The organism is Paraburkholderia sp. HC6.4b (assembly GCF_014200875.1).
Lineage (GTDB): Bacteria > Pseudomonadota > Gammaproteobacteria > Burkholderiales > Burkholderiaceae > Paraburkholderia > Paraburkholderia tuberum.
Genome location: NZ_JACHDC010000023.1, coordinates 122494 through 143127, shown reverse-complemented (window position 1 = coordinate 143127; position 20634 = coordinate 122494). Strand labels below are relative to the sequence as shown.

The 20634-nt window shown below is 64.4% G+C and carries 19 protein-coding genes; 14 read left to right on the top strand and 5 right to left on the bottom strand.

Annotated elements, in window-relative coordinates:
• The first annotated feature begins 170 nt into the window (after positions 1-170).
• Positions 171-1265 carry a redox-regulated ATPase YchF gene (ychF, locus tag HDG34_RS31050; RefSeq protein ID WP_184009123.1) on the top strand — a complete coding sequence of 365 codons (1095 nt, stop codon included), beginning with the start codon at positions 171-173 and terminating at the stop codon, positions 1263-1265.
• A 77-nt stretch (positions 1266-1342) separates the two neighbouring features.
• Here the strand turns inward: ychF and HDG34_RS31045 are convergent, their stop codons facing one another.
• Positions 1343-1582 (bottom strand): hypothetical protein, encoded by a 240-nt coding sequence (locus tag HDG34_RS31045; protein ID WP_184065673.1) that lies wholly within the window; start codon positions 1580-1582, stop codon positions 1343-1345.
• A gap of 317 nt (positions 1583-1899) precedes the next feature.
• Between HDG34_RS31045 and ugpB the strand changes: the two genes are divergently transcribed.
• The 6 genes from ugpB to HDG34_RS31015 all read left to right on the top strand — a co-directional run bounded on the left by ugpB (position 1900) and on the right by HDG34_RS31015 (position 9339).
• Positions 1900-3225 (top strand): sn-glycerol-3-phosphate ABC transporter substrate-binding protein UgpB, encoded by a 1326-nt coding sequence (gene ugpB / locus HDG34_RS31040; protein WP_184052405.1) that lies wholly within the window; start codon positions 1900-1902, stop codon positions 3223-3225.
• Positions 3226-3297: 72 nt separating this feature from the next.
• Positions 3298-4182 (top strand): sn-glycerol-3-phosphate ABC transporter permease UgpA, encoded by an 885-nt coding sequence (gene ugpA, locus HDG34_RS31035; RefSeq protein WP_184065670.1) that lies wholly within the window; start codon positions 3298-3300, stop codon positions 4180-4182.
• Positions 4179-5024 (top strand): sn-glycerol-3-phosphate ABC transporter permease UgpE, encoded by an 846-nt coding sequence (gene ugpE, locus HDG34_RS31030; RefSeq protein WP_184065667.1) that lies wholly within the window; start codon positions 4179-4181, stop codon positions 5022-5024. Before ugpA ends, ugpE begins: the two co-directional genes overlap by 4 nt.
• Before the next feature lie 50 nt (positions 5025-5074).
• A complete protein-coding gene (locus HDG34_RS31025; protein ID WP_184065664.1) occupies positions 5075-6163 on the top strand; it encodes a sn-glycerol-3-phosphate import ATP-binding protein UgpC in 1089 nt (362 codons plus the stop codon).
• 230 nt (positions 6164-6393) lie between these two features.
• Positions 6394-8058, top strand: coding sequence for an energy-dependent translational throttle protein EttA (gene ettA, locus HDG34_RS31020; protein ID WP_184035945.1), 1665 nt, complete (start codon positions 6394-6396; stop codon positions 8056-8058).
• Between the two features lie 156 nt (positions 8059-8214).
• The gene (locus tag HDG34_RS31015; protein WP_184065661.1) at positions 8215-9339 is read left to right on the top strand and encodes a DUF748 domain-containing protein; all 1125 of its coding nucleotides are present in this window, start codon (positions 8215-8217) and stop codon (positions 9337-9339) included.
• Between the two features lie 14 nt (positions 9340-9353).
• On the opposite strand, the gene HDG34_RS31010 is transcribed toward HDG34_RS31015, so the two are convergent.
• The 3 genes from HDG34_RS31010 to HDG34_RS31000 are packed head-to-tail and all read right to left on the bottom strand — an operon-like array spanning position 9354 to position 12122.
• Positions 9354-9977: an HAD family hydrolase gene (locus HDG34_RS31010; protein WP_184065659.1), complete on the bottom strand. Its 624-nt coding sequence runs from the start codon at positions 9975-9977 to the stop codon at positions 9354-9356.
• A gap of 33 nt (positions 9978-10010) precedes the next feature.
• A complete protein-coding gene (locus HDG34_RS31005) occupies positions 10011-11825 on the bottom strand; it encodes an aminopeptidase P family protein (protein ID WP_184065656.1) in 1815 nt (604 codons plus the stop codon).
• A gap of 18 nt (positions 11826-11843) precedes the next feature.
• Positions 11844-12122 carry a hypothetical protein gene (locus HDG34_RS31000; RefSeq protein ID WP_184009140.1) on the bottom strand — a complete coding sequence of 93 codons (279 nt, stop codon included), beginning with the start codon at positions 12120-12122 and terminating at the stop codon, positions 11844-11846.
• A 229-nt stretch (positions 12123-12351) separates the two neighbouring features.
• Here HDG34_RS31000 and HDG34_RS30995 point away from each other — a divergent pair, with 229 nt between their 5' ends.
• The 7 genes from HDG34_RS30995 (at position 12352) to HDG34_RS30965 (ending at position 18518) form a co-directional block, all read left to right on the top strand.
• Positions 12352-13062, top strand: a complete 711-nt coding sequence (locus HDG34_RS30995; protein ID WP_184065653.1) for a response regulator transcription factor — start codon at positions 12352-12354, stop codon at positions 13060-13062.
• A gap of 79 nt (positions 13063-13141) precedes the next feature.
• The gene (gene hemA, locus HDG34_RS30990; RefSeq protein ID WP_090802047.1) at positions 13142-14428 is read left to right on the top strand and encodes a glutamyl-tRNA reductase; all 1287 of its coding nucleotides are present in this window, start codon (positions 13142-13144) and stop codon (positions 14426-14428) included.
• A 121-nt stretch (positions 14429-14549) separates the two neighbouring features.
• On the top strand, positions 14550-15632 hold the full coding sequence (prfA, locus tag HDG34_RS30985) for a peptide chain release factor 1 (RefSeq protein ID WP_184065650.1): 1083 nt from the start codon (positions 14550-14552) through the stop codon (positions 15630-15632).
• Positions 15633-15643: 11 nt separating this feature from the next.
• A complete protein-coding gene (prmC, locus tag HDG34_RS30980; RefSeq protein ID WP_184065647.1) occupies positions 15644-16531 on the top strand; it encodes a peptide chain release factor N(5)-glutamine methyltransferase in 888 nt (295 codons plus the stop codon).
• 112 nt (positions 16532-16643) lie between these two features.
• On the top strand, positions 16644-16955 hold the full coding sequence (gene grxD / locus HDG34_RS30975) for a Grx4 family monothiol glutaredoxin (RefSeq protein WP_018420101.1): 312 nt from the start codon (positions 16644-16646) through the stop codon (positions 16953-16955).
• A gap of 40 nt (positions 16956-16995) precedes the next feature.
• Entirely contained in the window at positions 16996-17598 is a 603-nt protein-coding gene (locus HDG34_RS30970; RefSeq protein ID WP_184065644.1) for a UbiX family flavin prenyltransferase, read from the top strand.
• Positions 17599-17732: 134 nt separating this feature from the next.
• On the top strand, positions 17733-18518 hold the full coding sequence (locus tag HDG34_RS30965; protein WP_184065641.1) for a class III extradiol ring-cleavage dioxygenase: 786 nt from the start codon (positions 17733-17735) through the stop codon (positions 18516-18518).
• A 117-nt stretch (positions 18519-18635) separates the two neighbouring features.
• Here the strand turns inward: HDG34_RS30965 and HDG34_RS30960 are convergent, their stop codons facing one another.
• Positions 18636-20231, bottom strand: a complete 1596-nt coding sequence (locus tag HDG34_RS30960; RefSeq protein WP_184065637.1) for an APC family permease — start codon at positions 20229-20231, stop codon at positions 18636-18638.
• Positions 20232-20634 lie beyond the last annotated feature (403 nt).

Here is a 20634-nt window from a genome sequence, read left to right as displayed (position 1 = left end):
ACAATTGCGCTTTCCGTGAAAACTCGCACTCAATCGTCGAGCCAACGCCCCGATTCGGTGTCTTGTCCGCTCCGCTGAGCCCGCCGCGCCCCACCTTACGCGAAGGCTGTCCGAATCCGCGCGCAGCGTCGAGCGCATCACGCAACCTACTGATTCACTGAAGGATTTCCATGAGCCTCAAATGCGGCATCGTCGGCCTGCCCAACGTCGGCAAGTCCACCCTGTTCAACGCGCTGACCAAGGCGGGAATCGCCGCCGAAAACTATCCGTTCTGCACGATCGAGCCGAACGTCGGCATCGTCGAGGTGCCGGACGCGCGGCTGAAGGCGCTCGCCGAAATCGTCAAGCCAGAGCGCATCCTGCCGGCCGTGGTCGAGTTCGTCGACATCGCCGGTCTGGTGGCCGGCGCGAGCAAGGGCGAGGGCCTCGGCAACCAGTTCCTCGCGAACATCCGCGAAACCGACGCGATCACGCACGTCGTACGCTGCTTCGAAGACGACAACGTGATTCACGTCGCGAACAAGATCGATCCGCTGTCGGACATCGAGGTGATCAACACCGAGCTCGCGCTTGCCGACCTCGCCACCGTCGAGAAGGCGCTCGCGCGCTATTCCAAGGCGGCCAAGTCGGGTAACGACAAGGAAGCCGCGAAGAACGCGGCGGTGCTGGAGAAGGTCCGCGCGCAGCTCGACCAGGCGAAGCCGGTCCGCGCGCTCGATCTGACCGATGAAGAAAAGGCTACCCTCAAGCCGTTCTGCCTGATCACCGCCAAGCCGACGATGTACGTCGCCAACGTGAAGGAAAACGGCTTCGAGAACAACCCGCACCTCGACGCGATCACGAAGTTCGCGGCTGCTGAAGGCGCGCCGGTCGTGGCCGTGTGCGCGGCGGTCGAAGCGGAAATCGCCGACCTCGACGAAGCCGACATGGAAGTCTTCCTCGCCGACATGGGCATGCATGAGCCGGGCTTGAACCGCGTGATCCGCGCGGGCTTCAAGCTGCTCGGCCTGCAGACCTACTTCACGGCCGGCGTGAAGGAAGTGCGCGCGTGGACGATCCACGTCGGCGACACGGCGCCGAAGGCGGCCGGCGCGATCCACACCGACTTCGAGCGCGGCTTCATCCGCGCGCAGACGATCAGCTTCGACGACTACATCACCTACAAGGGTGAACAAGGCGCGAAGGAAGCCGGCAAGATGCGCGCGGAAGGCAAGGAGTACGTCGTGCATGATGGCGACGTGATGAACTTTTTGTTCAACGTCTAAGCGCGAAGCAGCGCAAACTGCGCTGCGCGCTTAAGGCCCGCGAACCCTCAGGGGTTGCGGGCTTTTTTGTTTGCGCGCTACGACCTCCGCAACGCGTCGAGACAACGGACCTTGGCAGTCGTGACCGCCGAAACACCGTGCAACGCTTTGGCCTTGTAGTTTTTCGGCGCATCGTCAATAAACGGAATGCCGCACACACGCGATACCGCGAGAATGTGACTGTCGCCTTCGACAGGGTCTACGACCTTCAGCACAGCTGTGGGATTTCTCGGCAACGCATAGGCAAGAGCGATTCCCGGATTAGGCGTCAATGGCATGCCGAAAGCTCCGACATGATGGGAATGCCTTGGCGACCCAATCGTGTACGAACCTTCAGGTATCGGCCCGACCGATCGGACGTGTTGCATGAGGCGATTGCTTTTGCCCGCGCCGTGGCCCGAGTTGCATCACCCGTGATCTTCCCGAATAGATTCCCGTTTATTTCCTTTCCGTGACAGCCAATGCTAAATTTCGGCTTCCGGCGCGCCGCCACCCTTGGTCCGCGCCGCCCGGCGCGCCGCCGCCGGAATGTCATCGAACACAACTAGAATCGCGCGATTCGCGTCCGCGCCCCTTCCGAACCGGAGACAAATCGATGAATTACAAGCCGCTGTTCCGTTCACTTTCCGTCGCCGCTGTATTGAGCATCGGCGTCAGCCAGGCGGCTCACGCCGCGACCGAAATCCAGTTCTGGCACGCCATGGAAGCCGCACTGGGTGAACGTCTGAACGACATCGCGAACGACTTCAACAAATCGCAAAACGACTACAAGATCGTGCCCGTGTTCAAGGGCACCTACGACCAGACCCTCGCCGCCGGCATCGCCGCCTATCGCAGCGGCAATGCGCCCGCCATCCTGCAGGTCTACGAGGTCGGCACCGCGACGATGATGCAGGCGAAGAAAGCCATCGTCCCGGTCACGCAGGTATTCAAGGATGCGGGCCTGCCGCTCGATCAGAAAGCCTTCGTGCCGACCATCGCGAGCTATTACAGCGACTCGAAAACCGGCGAACTGATCTCGATGCCGTTCAACAGCTCGACGCCGGTGCTGTACTACAACAAGGATGCGTTCAAGAAGGCTGGCCTCGATCCCAACCAGCCGCCGAAGACCTGGGCCGAGTTGCACACCGATGCGCAGAAGCTGAAGGCCTCGGGCATGTCGTGCGGCTACTCGTCGGGCTGGCAAAGCTGGATTCAGCTCGAGAACTACAGCGCGTGGCATGCGGCGCCGTTCGCGTCGCGTAACAACGGCTTCGACGGCATGGACGCGCAGCTCGAATTCAACAAGCCGCTGCAGGTCGCGCACATCCAGTTCCTGCAGAACATGGCGAAGGACGGCACGTTCACCTATGTCGGCCGCAAGGACGAACCGGTGTCGAAGTTCTATAGCGGCGACTGCGGCATCATCACGAACTCGTCAGGCTCGCTCGCGACGATCAAGAAATACGCGAAGTTCAACTTCGGCACCGGCATGATGCCGTACGACGACAGCGTGAAGGGCGCGCCGCAGAACGCGATCATCGGCGGGGCGAGCCTGTGGGTGCTGTCGGGCAAGGATCCGGCCGTCTACAAGGGCGTCGCGAAGTTCCTCGCCTATCTGGCCACGGCGCCAGTCGCCGCGAAGTGGCATCAGGACACCGGCTATCTGCCGATCACGACCGCCGCGTATGACCTGACGCGCCAGCAGGGCTTCTACGACAAGAACCCCGGCAGCGACACCGCGATCCGCCAGATGCTGAACAAGCCGCCGCTGCCGTTCACGAAGGGCCTGCGTCTGGGCAACATGCCGCAGATCCGCACCGTGATCGACGAAGAACTCGAACAGGTGTGGGCGGACAAGAAGACGCCGCAACAGGCGCTCGACTCGTCCGTCGCGCGCGGCGACGACCTGCTGCGCCGCTTCGAAAAGGCCGGTAACTAAGCATCGCCTGCAGGCAGGGTTCCGGCGCTCCCGCGCGGGAACCCGTCGTTGCAGCACACTCTGGACATTCCGATGGAAAAGCGCCCCTACTTCGGCACCAGCGTGCTGCCCTACCTGCTCGTCGCGCCGCAGCTGCTCATCACGCTCGTGTTCTTCCTGTGGCCGGCGGGCGTCGCGCTCTGGCAATCGACGCAAACCCAGGACGCGTTCGGTACGTCGAGCGCGTTCGTCGGACTCGCGAACTTCAAACAGCTGTTCGCCGACCCGCTGTATCTGGCGTCGTTCAACACGACAATCGTGTTCTGCACGCTCGTCACCGTGTCGGGCCTCGTGATCTCGCTGTTGCTCGCGGTCTGCGCGGATCGCGTGACGCGCGGCGCGAAGGCCTATCAAACGCTGCTGATCTGGCCGTACGCGGTCGCGCCCGCGATCGCCGCGGTGCTGTGGTCGTTCCTGTTCAACCCGAGCATCGGCCTCGTCACGTATGCGCTCGCGAAATACGGCATCGTGTGGAATCACGCGCTAAACCCCGGTCAGGCGATGTTCCTCGTCGTGCTCGCGTCGGTCTGGCAGCAGATCAGCTATAACTTCCTGTTCTTCTATGCGGGCCTGCAGGCGATTCCGCGCTCGCTGATCGAAGCGGCCGCGATCGACGGCGCCGGTCCGGTGCGCCGCTTCTTCGGCATCGCCCTGCCGCTGCTGTCGCCGACCACGTTCTTTCTGCTCGTGATCAACATCACCTACGCGTTCTTCGACACCTTTCCCGTGATCGACGCGGCGACCGGCGGCGGCCCCGGCCAGGCCACCCGCACGCTGATCTACAAGATTTTCGCCGAAGGCTTCCAGGGGCTCGACATCGGCAGCTCGGGCGCGCAGTCGGTCGTGCTGATGATCATCGTCGTGGCACTGACCGTCGTGCAATTCCGCTTCATCGAACGCAGGGTTCAATACTCATGATCGAGAACCGACGCGGTTTCGACCTGTTCTGTCACGCGGTGCTGATCATCGGCGTCGCGCTGGTGGTGTTTCCGGTGTACGTCGCGTTCTGCGCGGCGACGATGAGCGAGCACGAGGTGTTCACGGTGCCGCTGTCGCTCGTGCCGAGCACGCATCTGTTCGAGAACATCGTCACGATCTGGACGCAGGGCACCGGCAACGCCGCGGCGCCGTTCAATCGCATGCTGATCAACAGCCTCGTGATGGCGCTCGTCATCGCGATCGGCAAGATCGCCGTGTCGATGATCTCCGCGTACGCGATCGTCTACTTCCGCTTTCCGTTTCGCACGCTCGCGTTCTGGCTGATCTTCATCACGCTGATGCTGCCGGTCGAAGTGCGGATTTTCCCGACCGTGCAGGTGGTGTCGTCGATGCATCTGAGCAATACATATACCGGTTTGACGCTGCCTTTGATCGCGTCGGCGACCGCGACGTTCCTGTTCCGCCAGTTCTTCAAGACGCTGCCGGACGAGCTGATGGAAGCCGCGCGCATCGACGGCGCGGGCGCGCTGCGCTTCTTCTGGGACGTCGTGCTGCCGCTGTCGCGGACCACGATGGCGGCGCTCTTCGTGATCACGTTCATCTACGGCTGGAACCAGTATCTGTGGCCGATCCTGATCACCAGCCAGCAGTCGCTGATCACCGCGGTGATCGGCATCAAGGGAATGATCGCCTCGGGCGATACCGCGACCGAATGGCATCTGGTGATGACGGCCACGCTGCTCGCGATGCTGCCCCCGCTCGCCGTCGTGCTGACGATGCAGCGCTGGTTCGTGCGCGGCCTCGTGGATTCGGAAAAATGATCCGGTATGGCGGACAGCGACAAGCACTCAAAATCAAAGGCTAGAACGGCATGGCTGCACTGACTCTGCAAAGCGTTAAGAAAACCTACGACGGCAAACAGTTCGTGTTGCACGGCATCGACGTCGACGTCGCCGACGGCGAATTCGTCGTCATGGTCGGCCCGTCCGGCTGCGGCAAATCGACCTTGCTGCGGATGGTCGCCGGGCTCGAGCGCATCTCCGACGGCAGCATTTCGATCGCCGGCAAGGTCGTCAACGAGCTGGAGCCGAAGGATCGCAACATCGCGATGGTGTTCCAGAACTACGCGCTGTATCCGCATATGAGCGTGGCCGAGAACATGGGTTACGCGCTGAAGATCGCGGGCGTCGATCGTGCGCAGATCGCGAAACGCGTCGAAGCCGCCGCGCAGATTCTCGAGCTCGGCGCGCTGCTGCAGCGCAAGCCGCGCGAGTTGTCGGGCGGGCAGCGGCAGCGCGTCGCGATGGGCCGCGCGATCGTGCGCGAGCCGGCGGTGTTTCTGTTCGACGAGCCGCTGTCGAATCTCGACGCGCGTCTGCGCGTGCAGATGCGCCTCGAAATCCAGCGCCTGCATGCGCGCCTCAAGACCACGAGTCTGTACGTCACGCACGATCAGATCGAAGCGATGACGCTGGCGCAGCGCGTGATCGTGATGAACCAGGGCCACGCCGAGCAGATCGGCGCGCCGACCGAAGTCTACGAGCGGCCGGCCACGGTTTTCGTCGCGAGCTTCATCGGCTCGCCGGGGATGAACCTGCTCGAAGGCCGTGTCGCGGACGACGGCTCGACCTTCGACGTCGCCGGCAACGGCCCGAAGCTGCCGCTCGCGGGCGTGCCGTCGATCGGCCGCGAAGTCGCGACAGGCCGCGAGTGGACGCTCGGCATTCGCCCCGAGCATCTGAGCCCGGGCACGGCCAACGCACCGTTCGCGACACTGAGCGTCGATTCTTGCGAAATTCTCGGCGCGGACAATCTCGCGCACGGCCGCTGGGGCAAGCACGATGTGACCGCGCGGCTGCCTCACGCGCATCGTCCCGCGGCCGGCGAGGCGCTGCAGGTCGTGCTGCCCGCGCAGCATCTGCACTTCTTCGATCCGGCGACTGGACGGCGCGCGAACTGAGACGCCCGCGGCGCGACGCGACGGCGGCCCGCCGCCGGCCCCCCTGCCGCCCGGCCCTCGCCGCGAAGTACAATGCCACCTGAACCACATGCCGCGCGCGGCAGCGTCGTCGAATCCGACGCCGCGCCGGCCGGCGCCGGGTGTTCCGCCCGGCCCTCACACCGACTACCCATTCACCCCCGACTGCCCGCCCGCACGCGGCCGGCGTCGTCAACGTCTACTGCAAGCTAATGGCCCAATACGTTTTCACCATGAACCGGGTCGGCAAAATCGTGCCGCCCAAGCGCCAGATCCTGAAAGACATTTCGCTTTCGTTCTTCCCCGGCGCGAAGATCGGCCTGCTCGGCCTGAACGGCTCGGGCAAGTCGACCCTGATCCGCATCATGGCCGGTGTGGACACGGAGATCGAAGGCGAAGCGACACCGATGCCGAACCTGAACATCGGCTATCTGCCGCAGGAGCCGCAACTCGATCCGCAGAAAACCGTGCGTGAAGCGGTCGAGGAAGGCCTCGGCGACGTATTCAAAGCGCAGAAGAAGCTCGACGAAATCTACGCGGCCTACGCGGAGCCGGACGCCGACTTCGACGCGCTGGCCGCCGAGCAGGCGAAGTACGAAGCGATCCTCGCAACGACCGACGGCAGCGCCGAGCAGCAGATCGAAATCGCCGCCGACGCACTGCGCCTGCCGGCATGGGACGCGAAGATCGAGCATCTGTCGGGCGGCGAAAAGCGCCGCGTGGCGCTGTGCAAGCTGCTGCTGCAAAAGCCCGACATGCTGCTGCTCGACGAGCCGACCAACCACCTCGACGCGGAATCGGTCGAATGGCTCGAGCAGTTCCTGACGCGCTTCCCGGGCACCGTGGTCGCCGTCACGCACGATCGCTACTTCCTCGACAACGCCGCCGAGTGGATTCTCGAACTCGACCGCGGTCACGGCATTCCGTGGAAGGGCAACTACAGCAGTTGGCTCGATCAGAAGGAAGAGCGTCTGAAGCAGGAAGAAGCGTCGGAGTCCGCGCGCCAGAAGGCGATCAAGAAGGAACTCGAGTGGGTGCGCCAGAACCCGAAGGGCCGCCAGGCGAAGTCGAAGGCGCGTATCGCGCGCTTCGAGGAACTGAACAGCCAGGACTACCAGAAGCGCAACGAAACGCAGGAAATCTTCATTCCGGTCGGCGACCGCCTCGGCAATGAAGTGATCGAGTTCAAGAACGTCAGCAAGTCGTACGGCGACCGGCTGCTGCTCGATAACGTCAGCTTCAAGATCCCGGCCGGCGCGATCGTCGGCATCATCGGTCCGAACGGCGCCGGCAAGTCGACGCTGTTCCGGATGCTGACCGGTCGCGAGCAACCGGATTCGGGCGAAATCGTGCAGGGTCCGACCGTCAAGCTCGCGTACGTGGACCAGAGCCGCGAAGCGCTCGCAGGCACCAAGACCGTGTTCGAGGAAATCTCGGGCGGCGCGGACGTGCTGACGGTCGGCAAGTACGAAACACCATCGCGCGCGTATATCGGCCGCTTCAATTTCAAGGGCGGCGACCAGCAGAAGATCGTCGGCAATCTGTCCGGCGGCGAGCGCGGTCGTCTGCATCTGGCGAAGACGCTGATCGCGGGCGGCAACGTTCTGCTGCTCGACGAACCGTCGAACGACCTCGACGTCGAAACGCTGCGCGCGCTCGAAGACGCGCTGCTCGAATTCGCGGGCTCGGTGCTCGTGATTTCGCACGATCGCTGGTTCCTCGATCGCATCGCGACGCATATCCTCGCGTTCGAAGGCGACTCGCAAGTCACGTTCTTCGACGGCAACTACCAGGAATACGAAGCGGACAAGCGCGCGCGTCTCGGCGAGGAAGGCGCGCGGCCGAAGCGCCTGCGCTACAAGCCGATCTCGCGTTAGGAAGCGGGCGGACGACGGCCCGTCTGGCGCGATGCCGGACGGGCCGCGGGGCATGCGCGTTGCTAACCGTCGCTAGATGGAGGCGCGCGTGAAAGTCTCGCGCACGCGACAGACGGTCAACACAGCGCCGCGCGACGCGGCAACGAGGAGACAGGCATGGCGATGTCGAAGGGCAGGCGCTGGATCGTCATCGTGGGCGGAACGCTTTTGGCGTTGGTTCTGATCGCGATCGGCGCGATGCAATTCGCGCAACAGGAAGTCAAGAATCGCGTCAGCGCGGCGCTCGGGCCGCTCGGCAGCGCCGACAGTATCGACGTCGGCCTCACCTCGGTACACCTCACCCACGTCGTGCTAAAAGCGCCGCCTGGCTGGCCAGCGGGTGAACCGCTACGCGCCGACGAAATCACGATCACCCCCGACGTGCGCGATCTGATCGCGCGGCGCATGCATATCCGCGAGGTCGTCGTGCGCGGCTTCGACATGGCCGTGTTACGCACGAAGGACGGCTCGCTGAACCTGCTGCCGAACCTGCGCGAATCGCTGAACCGCGCCGATCAGCCGGGCAACACCGGCACGGCGCCGCCGATCCCGCGCGAAAAGCTGGTCGACCATATCCGCTTCGAACACGGCAACTTCCATTTCTACGACATGACTGTCGGGCCACCGCCGTTCAAGGTCACGGTCAGCAACGCCAACGCGAGCGTCGACCATCTGCATCTGCCGGCGCTTACCGAACCGACCCATGTCAGCGTTCGCGGCTCGATGAAGGGGCCAGCGCATACGGGCACCGTGACGTTCGACGGCTGGATCAAAATCGCCAGTCGCGATTCGCAGACGACGAGCACGTTGCACGGCGTCGATATTGCGATGCTCGATCAGTATCTGCTGAAGAAGGCCGGCACGCGCGCACAGGTGACGGGCGGCACCGTCGATCTGACGATCGAATCGACGGTGCGGAACTATCATCTCCATGCGCCCGGCACGGTGACGGTCCACAACCTGCAGCTCGCCGAATCCGACAATCCGCTCGAGACGTTCATGTCGATTCCGACCCGCGCCGCCGTCGCGGCGCTGAAGACGCATAACGGCAATATCACGCTGCATTTCGTGCTCGACGGCGATCTGCGCGATCCGAAGTTCTCGGTGCGCGAAGGGATCCTCACGCGCATCGGCGCGGGGTTTGCGCAGGCGCTCGGGGTCAGCGTCGAAGGCGTCGCGAAGGGTGCGGGCGAGACCGTCAAGGGTCTCGGTAATGCGCTGAAGAATCTGCTGGGGCAGTAGCGGCGGTGGTCAGCTCAAACCGGCAAGCCCAACTCGCGCAGCTCGGCTTCCGTTTGCGCGGCGCTCGTGTGATGCACGCCGTGCCAGCCGAGCGCCGTCGCGGCTTCGGCGTTCTTCGCGTTGTCGTCGATGAAGACGAGTTCGGCCGGCTCGACACTGGGCATTTGCAGTTCGATGCGCCGGCGCATCTCCGCGAAGATCGCCGGGTCGGGCTTCACGAGTTTCACGCGCCCCGACACGACGACGTCGCGAAACCGCCGCAGCACCGGATAGTGCTCCCACGCGTACGGAAACGTTTCGGCCGACCAGTTGGTCAGCCCGAAGAGCGGCACCTCGGCCGCTTCGAGCTTTTCCATCAGCGCGATGCCGTCGTCGAGCACCCCCGCCACCATCTGGTGCCAGCGCTCATAGAACGCGCGGATCAGCGGTTCGTGATCGGGAAACCGCGCGATCAGCTCGTCGGTGGCTTCGACGATCGGCTGGCCGCCATCCTGGCGGATCACCCAGTCCATCGAGCAGACGTGCGTGAGGAACCAGCGGCGCTCGAGTTCGTCGGGAATCAGCTCGCGGTACAGGTACTCGGGACTCCAGTCGATCAGCACACCGCCGAAATCGAACACCACTGCCTTGATCGCCATGCACCTCGCTCCTTTGGAAGGTCGCCGCTATGCTCAGATGGGTTGCGTGCGCAGTTCCAGCCACGCTTTCGCGTCGCCCGATACATGCGGCGCGAGGCGCGCGCGCACCGTCTCGTGATACGCGTTGAGCCACGCGCGCTCGTCGTCGCGCAGCAGCGACAGCTCGATGCAGCGCGCGTCGATCGGGCATAGCGTCAGCGTTTCGAACTTCAGGAAGTCGCCGAATTCGGTTTTTTCCGCGGCCACGTTCAGCACGAGGTTTTCGATTCGCACGCCCCACTTGCCCGGCCGATACAGACCCGGCTCGTTCGACGTGATCATGCCCTCCTCCATCGCGGTCCACGGTTCGGCCGGCGCGTAGTGCGAGATCACCTGCGGGCCTTCGTGCACGTTCAGGAAGTAGCCGACCCCGTGACCGGTGCCGTGGCCATAGTCGGCGCCGGCCTGCCAGATCGGCGCGCGCGCGATGGCGTCGAGCATCGGCGAGCGGATGCCGCGCGGGAATTGCGCGCGTGACAGCGCGATCATGCCCTTCAGGACGACGGTGAAATCGCGGCGCTGTTCGCTGCTCGGCGTGCCGACCGGGACGACGCGTGTGATGTCGGTCGTGCCGCTCAGATACTGGCCACCCGAATCGATCAGCAGCAGGCCATTGCCTTCGATCACCGCATGCGACTCCTCGGTCGCGCGATAGTGCGGCATCGCGCCGTTCGCATTGAAGCCCGCGATCGTCGCGAAGCTCAGCGACACGAAGCCGGGACGGCGCGCGCGAGCTGCCGTCAGACGCTCGTCGATCGTCAGCTCGGTGATGCGCTCGCGGCCGAGCGCGCTTTCGAACCATGCGAAGAATTCGGCGAGCGCGGCGCCGTCCTGCTCCATCGTCTCACGCACGTGCGCGGCATCGGCGGCGGTCTTGCACGACTTCAGGAAAGTGGACGGATTGACCGCCTCGACCACCTTGACCGACGACGGCACCGCCTGCAGCGAGCCGTACGTGATGCGGCGCGGATCGATCAGCAGCGTGCTGCCGGCTGGCAGCGCAGCAAGCGCGTCGGCGGTTTTCGCGTACGGCTCGACGCTGATGCCGTCGCGCACGAGCACTTCGGCGAGCGCCGGCGACACCTTGCCGTCGGCGATAAATAGCGACGCCCGATCCACGCCGATCAGCGCGTGCGCGACGAACACCGGGTTGTAGCTGACGTCGGCGCCGCGCAGATTCAGCAGCCAGGCGAGGTCGTCGAGCGTCGAGATGAAGTGCCACTGCGCGCCTTTCTCGACCATCGCGCGACGCACCTGCGCAAGCTTGTCCGCACGTGTGACGCCCGCTTGCGGCGCGGCGTGCTCGAAGACGGCGTCGGCGGGCAGCGCCGGGCGCTGCGCCCAGATCGCGTCGAACAGGTCGAGGTCAGTGCGCAATTGCACGCCGCGCGCGTTCAGTGCGGCGCTCAACGCGCGTGCGGCCGCGACGCCCAGCACCGCGCCGTCCACACCGACCGTGCCGCCGCTCGCGACGTTCTGCGCGAGCCATTCGAAATGCGGCGTCGTGAGCTGGCCGCCGGTCATCTTCATCAGCTCGACACCGCTGGCGGCGAGCTGCGCACTCGCCTGCTCCCAGTAGCGGCTGTCGGTCCAGACGCCGGCGAAATCGGCGGTGACGATCAGCGTGCCGGCCGAGCCGGTGAAGCCCGACAGCCACTGGCGGCCTTGCCAGCGCCCTGGCAGATACTCGGAAAGATGCGGATCCGCCGACGGCACGAGGTAAGCGGCAATGCCCTCGCGCGCCATCGCGGCGCGCAGGCTCGCGAGGCGCTCGGGAATGGAGGAGGTTTCGGGAAGTCGGGCGTTCATGGAGTTACCTGCAAGGATTCATCGACGGATTGACCGGCGCGTTGATTGACGCGACAAGAGGCCGACCGTCACGGCGACGGCGATGAGCGCGACGGCGGTGCATACCGGCCATTCGAGCATGTCGCCGTCATGGAAAAGACTTGTCACATTGCCGGCCATCCGCGCGACGCTCGTGCCGAGCACACCGGCCAACAGCGCGGCCCACCAGCGGGCGCGGCTCGCGCGGCGCTGCGGATGCAACCACCAGCCCGCGAGGCCGATCACCGCGCCGAGTACGAGAATGCCTGGCCAACCCATCAGGCGTCGACTCCAGACTGGGCGCTCAAACATGGCAAGATCAATTTCGGATTCGTCTCATAGGCGAAAGGAGCCGCCAACGCTAGCATTTTTGCCTCCTCAACTATACAAGTTCAGCACGGCGCTTTCCGCATAGCGGTTGAGTTTAGGGATCGGGGTGTGCTTAGGCAAGTTGTAAGTCTGACGAAAACGCCTCATGCTTCGCCCGTTGCCAGGCTGACGCAGCGCCATGCGCATCGCCCTTATCGAACCCGACGTGCAACACGCCAAACTGGTCGACCGGCTCATTTTCGCCGGCGGCCACGCGTGCCAGCACTTCACCACTAGCGCCACCTTCCTGCAGCGCGCTACCGACGAATTTTTCGACCTGTTGATCACCGAAAGTTGGGCCGGCGACCATTGCGCCGAAGACGTGATCCCGCGCGCGCGCTCCATTCTGCCGGGCCTGCCCATCATGATGCTGCTGAGCGCGCCGCGCGAATGCCAGATCGTCGCCGCGCTGCATGCCGGCGCCGACGACTGTCTCAGCAAGCCAGTGCGCGGCCCCGAAATGCTCGCGCGTGTCGAGGCGCTGCAGCGCCGTGCGGGCCTGCGGCGGCCGCCCAACCGTCGACGCGACGTGATCGGCGGCTATACGTTCGACGCGGCGAATTTGGCCGTGACATTCCGCGACCTGACCGTGATCCTGACGCCGAAGGAATTCCGCCTCGCGCTGGTGCTGTTCAACAATCTCGCGCGGCCGGTGTCGCGCGCGCATATTCTCGAAACCGTGTGGGCCCGCCGCCGTGACGTAAATTCGCGCACCATCGACACCCACGCGTCGCGCGTGCGCAGCAAGTTGCAACTGCGCCCGGAGCTTGGTTACACGCTGACGCCGGTCTATGGTTACGGTTACCAGCTCGACGCGATCCCGCCGGAGAGCCTGACAGGCGCGAACTGACGCATGCGGGATATATGGCGGGCAGAATGTGAGTATCGTGGAAACGCTATAATATATGGCTGAACGATAGCTCCCCCAAATGCAGCTTCTAACGATCGGAATCAACCATCACACTGCGCCTGTCGCCTTGCGCGAACGCGTGGCGTTTCCGCTCGAACAGATAAAGCCCGCTCTGGATACGTTCAAAGGCATCTGGCTGGGCCACATGGCCCCCAACGCGCCCGAGGCGGCAATTCTGTCCACCTGCAACCGCACCGAACTCTACTGCGCGACCGACGACCTCGCCGCGCGCGAAGCCTCGGTGCAGTGGCTGTCGAAGTACCACAACCTCCCGATCGATGAACTCGCGCCGCACGTCTATGCGCTGCCGCAGTCCGAAGCCGTGCGCCATGCGTTCCGCGTCGCGTCGGGGCTCGATTCGATGGTGCTCGGCGAAACGCAGATCGTCGGACAAATGAAGGACGCGGTGCGCACCGCCTCCGAAGCCGGCGCCCTCGGCACCTACCTGAATCAGCTATTCCAGCGCACCTTCGCCGTCGCGAAGGAAGTGCGCAGCACCACCGAGATCGGCGCGCAGTCGGTGTCGATGGCCGCCGCCGCGGTACGCCTCGCCCAACGCATTTTCGACAAGATCGCGAACCAGCGCGTGCTGTTCATCGGTGCTGGCGAAATGATCGAGCTTTGCGCGACGCACTTCGCGGCGCAGCATCCGCGGGAACTCGTCGTCGCGAACCGAACCGCCGAGCGCGGCATGCGGCTCGCCGAGCGCTTCAACGGCCGCGCCATTCCGCTCTCCGAGCTCCCCGCGCGGATGCACGAATTCGACATCATCGTGTCGTGCACGGCGTCCACGTTGCCGATCATCGGTCTTGGCGCGGTCGAGCGCGCGGTCAAGGCGCGCCGTCACCGGCCGATTTTCATGGTCGACCTCGCGGTGCCGCGTGACATCGAACCCGAAGCCGGCCAGCTCGAAGACGTGTTCCTGTACACCGTCGACGACCTCGGCGCGATCGTCCGCGAAGGCAATGCGTCGCGCCAGGCCGCGGTCGCGCAGGCCGAAGCGATCATCGAAACGCGCGTGCAGAACTTCATGCAGTGGCTTGATGCGCGCAGCATCGTGCCGGTGATCCGCCACATGCACACGCAGGCCGACACGCTGCGCCGCGCAGAGGTCGAACGCGCGCAGAAAATGCTCGCGCGCGGCGACGATCCGGCCGCAGTCCTCGAGGCACTGTCGCAATCGCTCACCAACAAGCTGATCCATGGTCCTACGCACGCGCTGAATCGCGCGAGCACCGACAACCGCGACAAGCTGATCGAGCTGATGAGCGGCTTCTACAAACACCCCGGCTCTACCGAGCGTTAGCGGCGCAGTGCTCGCCGCACCCCCGCGCGCCACCGCCGTGGCTCGCAAAGTGCTTCCGCCCCGGGCATTCGCCCGTTCCCCTGGCCGCATCCATTCCGGAGTCCGCTCCGCTACCCGCCCGATGAAAACGAGCATGCAACGCAAGCTCGACCAGCTGACCACCCGGCTGGCCGAACTGAACGACCTGTTGAGCCGCGAGGACATCACCGCCAACCTCGACCAGTACCGCAAGCTGACGCGCGAACACGCGGAGCTCGACCCGGTCGTCGAGCATTACGGGCTGTGGCGCCAGGCGCAAAACGACGCCGCCACCGCGCAGGAACTGCTCGCCGACGTGTCGATGCGCGATTTCGCCGAAGAGGAAATCCGCGCAGCACGCGATCGTATGGAGACGCTCGGCGTCGAACTGCAGAAAATGCTGCTGCCGAAAGACCCGAACGACGAGCGCAACATTTTCCTCGAAATCCGCGCGGGCACCGGCGGCGACGAATCCGCGCTGTTCGCGGGCGATCTGCTGCGCATGTATCTGCGCTATGCCGAGCGCAACCGCTGGCAGGTCGAGATGATGTCGGCGAGCGAATCGGACCTCGGGGGCTATCGCGAAGTGATCGTGCGAATTGCCGGCGATGCCGCGTATTCGAAGCTGAAGTTCGAGTCGGGCGGGCATCGCGTGCAGCGCGTGCCAGCCACCGAAACGCAGGGCCGCATCCATACCTCGGCGTGCACGGTCGCGGTGATGCCGGAAGCGGACGAGATCGGCGAAGTCGAGATCAATCCGGCCGATCTGCGTATCGACACGTTCCGCGCGTCGGGCGCGGGCGGCCAGCACATCAACAAGACCGACTCGGCGGTGCGCGTCACGCACTTGCCGACGGGCATCGTCGTCGAATGTCAGGACGACCGCTCGCAGCACAAGAACAAGGATCGCGCGCTGAAGGTGCTCGCCGCTCGCATCAAGGACAAGCAGGCGCACGAGCAGCAGGCGAAGGAAGCGGCGACGCGCAAGAACCTGATCGGCTCGGGCGACCGTTCGGAGCGCATCCGCACGTACAACTTCCCGCAGGGGCGCCTCACCGATCACCGCATCAACCTGACGCTGTATCGCCTCGACGCGATCATGGACGGCGATCTCGAAGAACTGATCGCGGCGCTCGTCAGCGAGCATCAGGCCGAACTGCTGGCTTCGCTCGGCGACGCGGACTAACGGCCCCGACAATGACCGACGCCTCCCCGGCTCCGCTCGACCCCACCGCTCTGCCCGCCACGGCCGAGGCGCTATTGCGCGCATCGCCGCTGCCGCCGCTCGAAGCGCGGATTCTGCTCACCCATGTGCTCGGTTGGCGGCGCACGCAGCTGATCACGCGCGGCGAGGAGCCGCTGGAACGCGCAAGCGTCGAGCGTTATCGCACGCTCGAGGCGCGGCGCATGGCCGGCGAGCCGGTCGCGCAGCTCGTCGGTGCGCGCGAGTTCTTCGGGCTCGAATTCGAAGTGACGCCGCACGTGCTGATTCCGCGTCCTGAGACCGAGCTGCTGGTGGAGACCGCGCTCGCGGCGATCGAACCTCGGCCGCGCCCACGTGTGCTCGATCTCGGCACCGGGACCGGCGCAATCGCGGTGGCGATCGCGTCGATGCGGCCCGACGCGCAGGTCTGGGCGCTCGACCGCTCGGCCGACGCGCTCGCCGTCGCCGCGCGCAACGGTGCGCGCCTGCTCGACGTGAAACGCCCGGGGGGCGCCGTCGTTTTCCTGCCCAGCGACTGGTACGGCTCGCTCGACGCCGCGTTGCGCTTCGATGCGATCGTCAGCAATCCACCGTATATCGCGAGCGGCGACCCGCATCTGCGTGAGGGCGATCTGCGCTTCGAGCCGCGCGGCGCGCTCACCGACGAGGCCGACGGCCTCAGCGCGATCCGCGCGATCGTCGCCGGCGCCCCCGAGCGTCTCGCCGCCGACGGCACGGTTTGGATCGAACATGGCTACGACCAGGCCGAAGCCGTGCGCGCATTGTTGAGCGAACGCGGTTTTGCCGAGGTCCGCTCGGCGCGCGATCTCGCCGGCATCGAGCGGATCAGCGGCGGCGTGCTGCGCGCCGCTGCGGCCTGAGCGCGGTCGCCGAGGCTAAAACCCCAGGCGCGACGTGGCTGCGGCCGCCCGTAGCGAAATCCGCTATCATTTCAGCCTATTCCCATCCTTTATCGGAACCGCAAGGTCAGTCATGGATACGCAACAACGCATCAAGCAAATCGTCGACGGCAACAACGTCGTTCTCTTCATGAAGGGCACGGCCCAGTTCCCGATGTGCGGTTTTTCCGGCCGCGCCATCCAGATCCTGAAGGCGTGCGGTGCCGGTGAAATCAAGACCGTCAACGTGCTCGAAGACGACGAAATCCGTCAGGGCATCAAGGTGTTCTCGAACTGGCCGACCATTCCGCAGCTGTACGTGAAGGGCGAATTCATCGGCGGCTCGGACATCATGATGGAGATGTACGAATCGGGCGAACTGCAGCAGCTGTTCGCCGCGGCCTGAGCGTTCTACGCTTCGTTCGCTTCATCAGGCGCCGCAAGCCATGCAGCAAGCACGCACCGCGGTGCCTCGCCGGCTGATCGTCGCGATCACCGGCGCCACCGGCGCCATCTACGGCATCCGGCTGCTCGAGACGCTGCGGCGGCTCGGCGGCGTCGAGAGCCACCTGCTGATTTCGAGCGCGGGTTGGCTCAACATCCAGCATGAACTCGAGTTGGGCAAGGAAGACGTGCATCCGCTCGCGGATGTCGTCCATTCGGTGCGTGATGTCGGCGCGAGCATCGCGTCCGGCTCGTTCACGACCGACGGCATGATCGTCGCGCCCTGCTCGATGAAAACACTCGCGAGCATCGCGCACGGTTTCGCCGACAACCTGATCACCCGCGCCGCCGACGTCACACTGAAGGAGCGTCGCCGTCTCGTGCTGCTGGTGCGCGAAACGCCGTTCAATCTCGCGCATCTGCGCAATATGACGGCCGTCACCGAAATGGGCGGAGTGATCTTCCCGCCGCTGCCCGCGTTCTATAACCGGCCTGCTTCGATCGACGGGATGGTCGACCACACTGTCGCACGCGTGCTCGATCTGTTTGCGCTGGGGCCGGCGTTGTCGCCAGCGTGGGAAGGATTGCGGGGCGCGCAGGAGTAACCGCGACAACGCGGATTAACAACGGCTGCGACGCAATCAATTCCCGCCGAGCCCATTTATCAAGCTGGCGTGCGGACCTATATTGGTAGCAACCCAATTTCTCCGTGCCGTGCTTACACGGCCGCGTTGCTGTCATGAACCGCTTACCTTCGCTTTTCCTGTCTCACGGCGCACCCACGTTGCCGATCGATCCGTCAATGCCGTCCGCCGAGTTCGGCGCGCTCGCCACGCAATTGCCGCGTCCCGAGGCAATCCTGATGTTGTCGGCGCACTGGGGTACCGCGCAGCCACTCGCGAGCATCGCGACGGCGCCTGAAACCATCCACGATTTTTATGGTTTTCCGCGCCAGCTCTATGAAATCCAATATCCGGCGCCGGGCGCGCCCGACATCGCACGTAGCGCCGCCGCGCTGCTCGGCGCGAGCGGCATCGTCGCGGACGTGCAGCCGCACGGACTCGACCACGGCGCATGGGTGCCGATGCTGCTGATGTTTCCGCGAGCGGACGTGCCAATCGCGCAACTGTCGATCCAACCGCACAAGGACGCCGCGCATCATTTCCGCGTCGGCCGCGCGCTGCGCGCGCTAAAAGACGAAGGCGTGATGGTGATCGGCTCCGGCCAGATCACCCATAACCTGCGCGCCGCCGATTTCTCCGCGCGCCCGGAAGACGCCGATCCGCGTGTGGCCGAATTCACCGACTGGTTCGAGGACAAGCTCGTCGCGCGCGATATCGACGCGCTGCTCGACTATCGCCGCCAGGCGCCGCACGCGGTGTTGATGCATCCGACCGACGAGCATCTGTTGCCGGTATTCGCCGCGCTCGGTGCCGCCGACGACGACTATTCGCTCGCGATCCAGTCGCTCGGCACCTACCAACGCTCGCTCGCGATGACGAACTACGTGTTCGGGACCGCATGATCCGGCGCGGGGTCGCGCACAAAGGTCAACAAAAAGCCCGCCTGATCATCGATCGGGCGGGCTTTTTATCGGCCCCGAAAGACCCGCGTCGAGCGGATCTTCGGTTTCGACCGGCGCTCAATGCGCGCCGACAACTTCGAGCACTTCGTCGTGCACGAGCCGCTCGTCCAGATACTCCGAACGATAGCCGCTGTTCACGCCCCAGAAGTAGAACACCAACGCGAAGGCGATCACGACGAGCATGTCCCAGCCGTAAGGCAGAATGCCGAAGCCGCCAAACTCCTTGCTGCCGATCAGCGACAGGATCGCCATGATCGGCAGATACGCGACCAGCCACCAGGCGGCCTTCAGGTCACGGCCCCAGCCCTCGAAGCCCGACTTCGCCTGGAAGTAGAAATACACCGGCAGCGCGACGACCATCAGCAGAATGATTTCGCCGGTCAGCGGCCACCTCGCCCAGTACAGGATCAGCGACGCGCAGACGAACGCGAACGGCGCGATCACCTTCATGCCGGCGATGTGCAGCGGGCGCTCGAGATCGGTTGCCGCGCGGCGCAGTGCCATCAGGCTGATCGGGCCGGTCAGGTACGAGATCACGGTCGCGACCGAAATCACCGCCGCGAGCGAACTCCAGCCGCGGAAGAAGAACAGGAAGATGAACGAGACGAGCAGGTTGAACCACATCGCGTTGCGCGGAACGCCATAGAACGGGTGCACGTTACCGAACATCTTCGGCATCGTGTTGTTGCGCTCCATCGCGTAGATCATGCGCGAGGTGGTTGCCATGTAGGTCGTACCGGTGCCGCTCGGGCTCACGAACGCGTCGACGTACAGCAGGATCGCCAGCCAGTTCAGGTTCAGCGCAATCGCCAGTTCCGCGAACGGCGAAGCAAAGCTGAAGTGGCTCCAGCCCTTCATCACGTCGGCCGGATTCACGGCACCGATGTATGCGATCTGCAGCAACACGTAGATCACGAGCGCGAGCAGGATCGAGCCGATCACCGCGAACGGCACGCTCCTGGCCGGATTTCGCGCTTCACCGGCCAGGTTGATCGGGCTCTGGAAACCGTTGAATGCGAACACGATGCCGCTCGTCGCGACCGCGGTCAGCACCGCCGACCAGCCGTACGGCGCGAACGTGGTCGTCTGACCAAAGTTCTCGGTGTGGACGCCTGTCATCATCAGGCCGACGATCGTTGCGCCCGGGATCAGGAACTTGAAGATCGTGATCGCCGAGTTAGCGCGCGCGAACAGCTTGACGCCCCAGTAGTTGAGCAGGAAATAGATGATGACGAGCCCGGCGGACAACAGCAGGCCGTTGGTCGTCAACGACCCGTCGACGAACAGCGCATGCGCCCAGGGATAGGGCCAGGTACTCATATATTGGATCGATGCTTCGGCCTCGATCGGGATCACCGACACGATCGCGATCCAGTTGGCCCACGCGCTGATGAAACCGACCAGCGCGCCGTGCGAGTAGCGCGCATAGCGCACCATCCCGCCAGATTCCGGAAACATCGCGCCAAGTTCCGCGTAGGTCAGCGCAATCGCGAGAATCACGACCGCACCGATGATCCATGCGCAAATCGCAGCCGGACCGGCAATTTTTGCAGCCTTCCACGCGCCGAACAGCCAACCCGAACCGATGATCGAGCCCAGACCGGTCAGCATCAGCGCGAATGGCCCGATGTTCCGTTGTATAGAACTTTTCAAGTCTTCTCCTAAATCAGAACCATGTCGGCACCGCGTGACATCGCTTGTGGCGGTGGGGACGGGGTGACGCGCATGTAAGCGCGTCCAGATGCGGAATAGGTGCAACCGACGCGCGGCGCGTAGTTTAACGGTTGCACCGTGTTACTGCAGCGAAACCGCAGCCGAACTCAGGGTTCTCCCTAGCAAAAAGTTGTCCCCCTGCGCAAGCTTTGTAAGAAAATTTCGGATCAGTCCGGCAAAGTTTCGTCTAGACTGTTGACCTTCGTCCGAATTCGCCGTATAACGTTCGGGCAGGATTTCAAGTGGCGAGTGAAGTGGTTCTTTCGTAGTTCGCCCATCAACGGTACTCCGGTTGGTCCCATTACCCCCTTCCTTGATTTTCATGCACCCCGGGCTTCGGCCT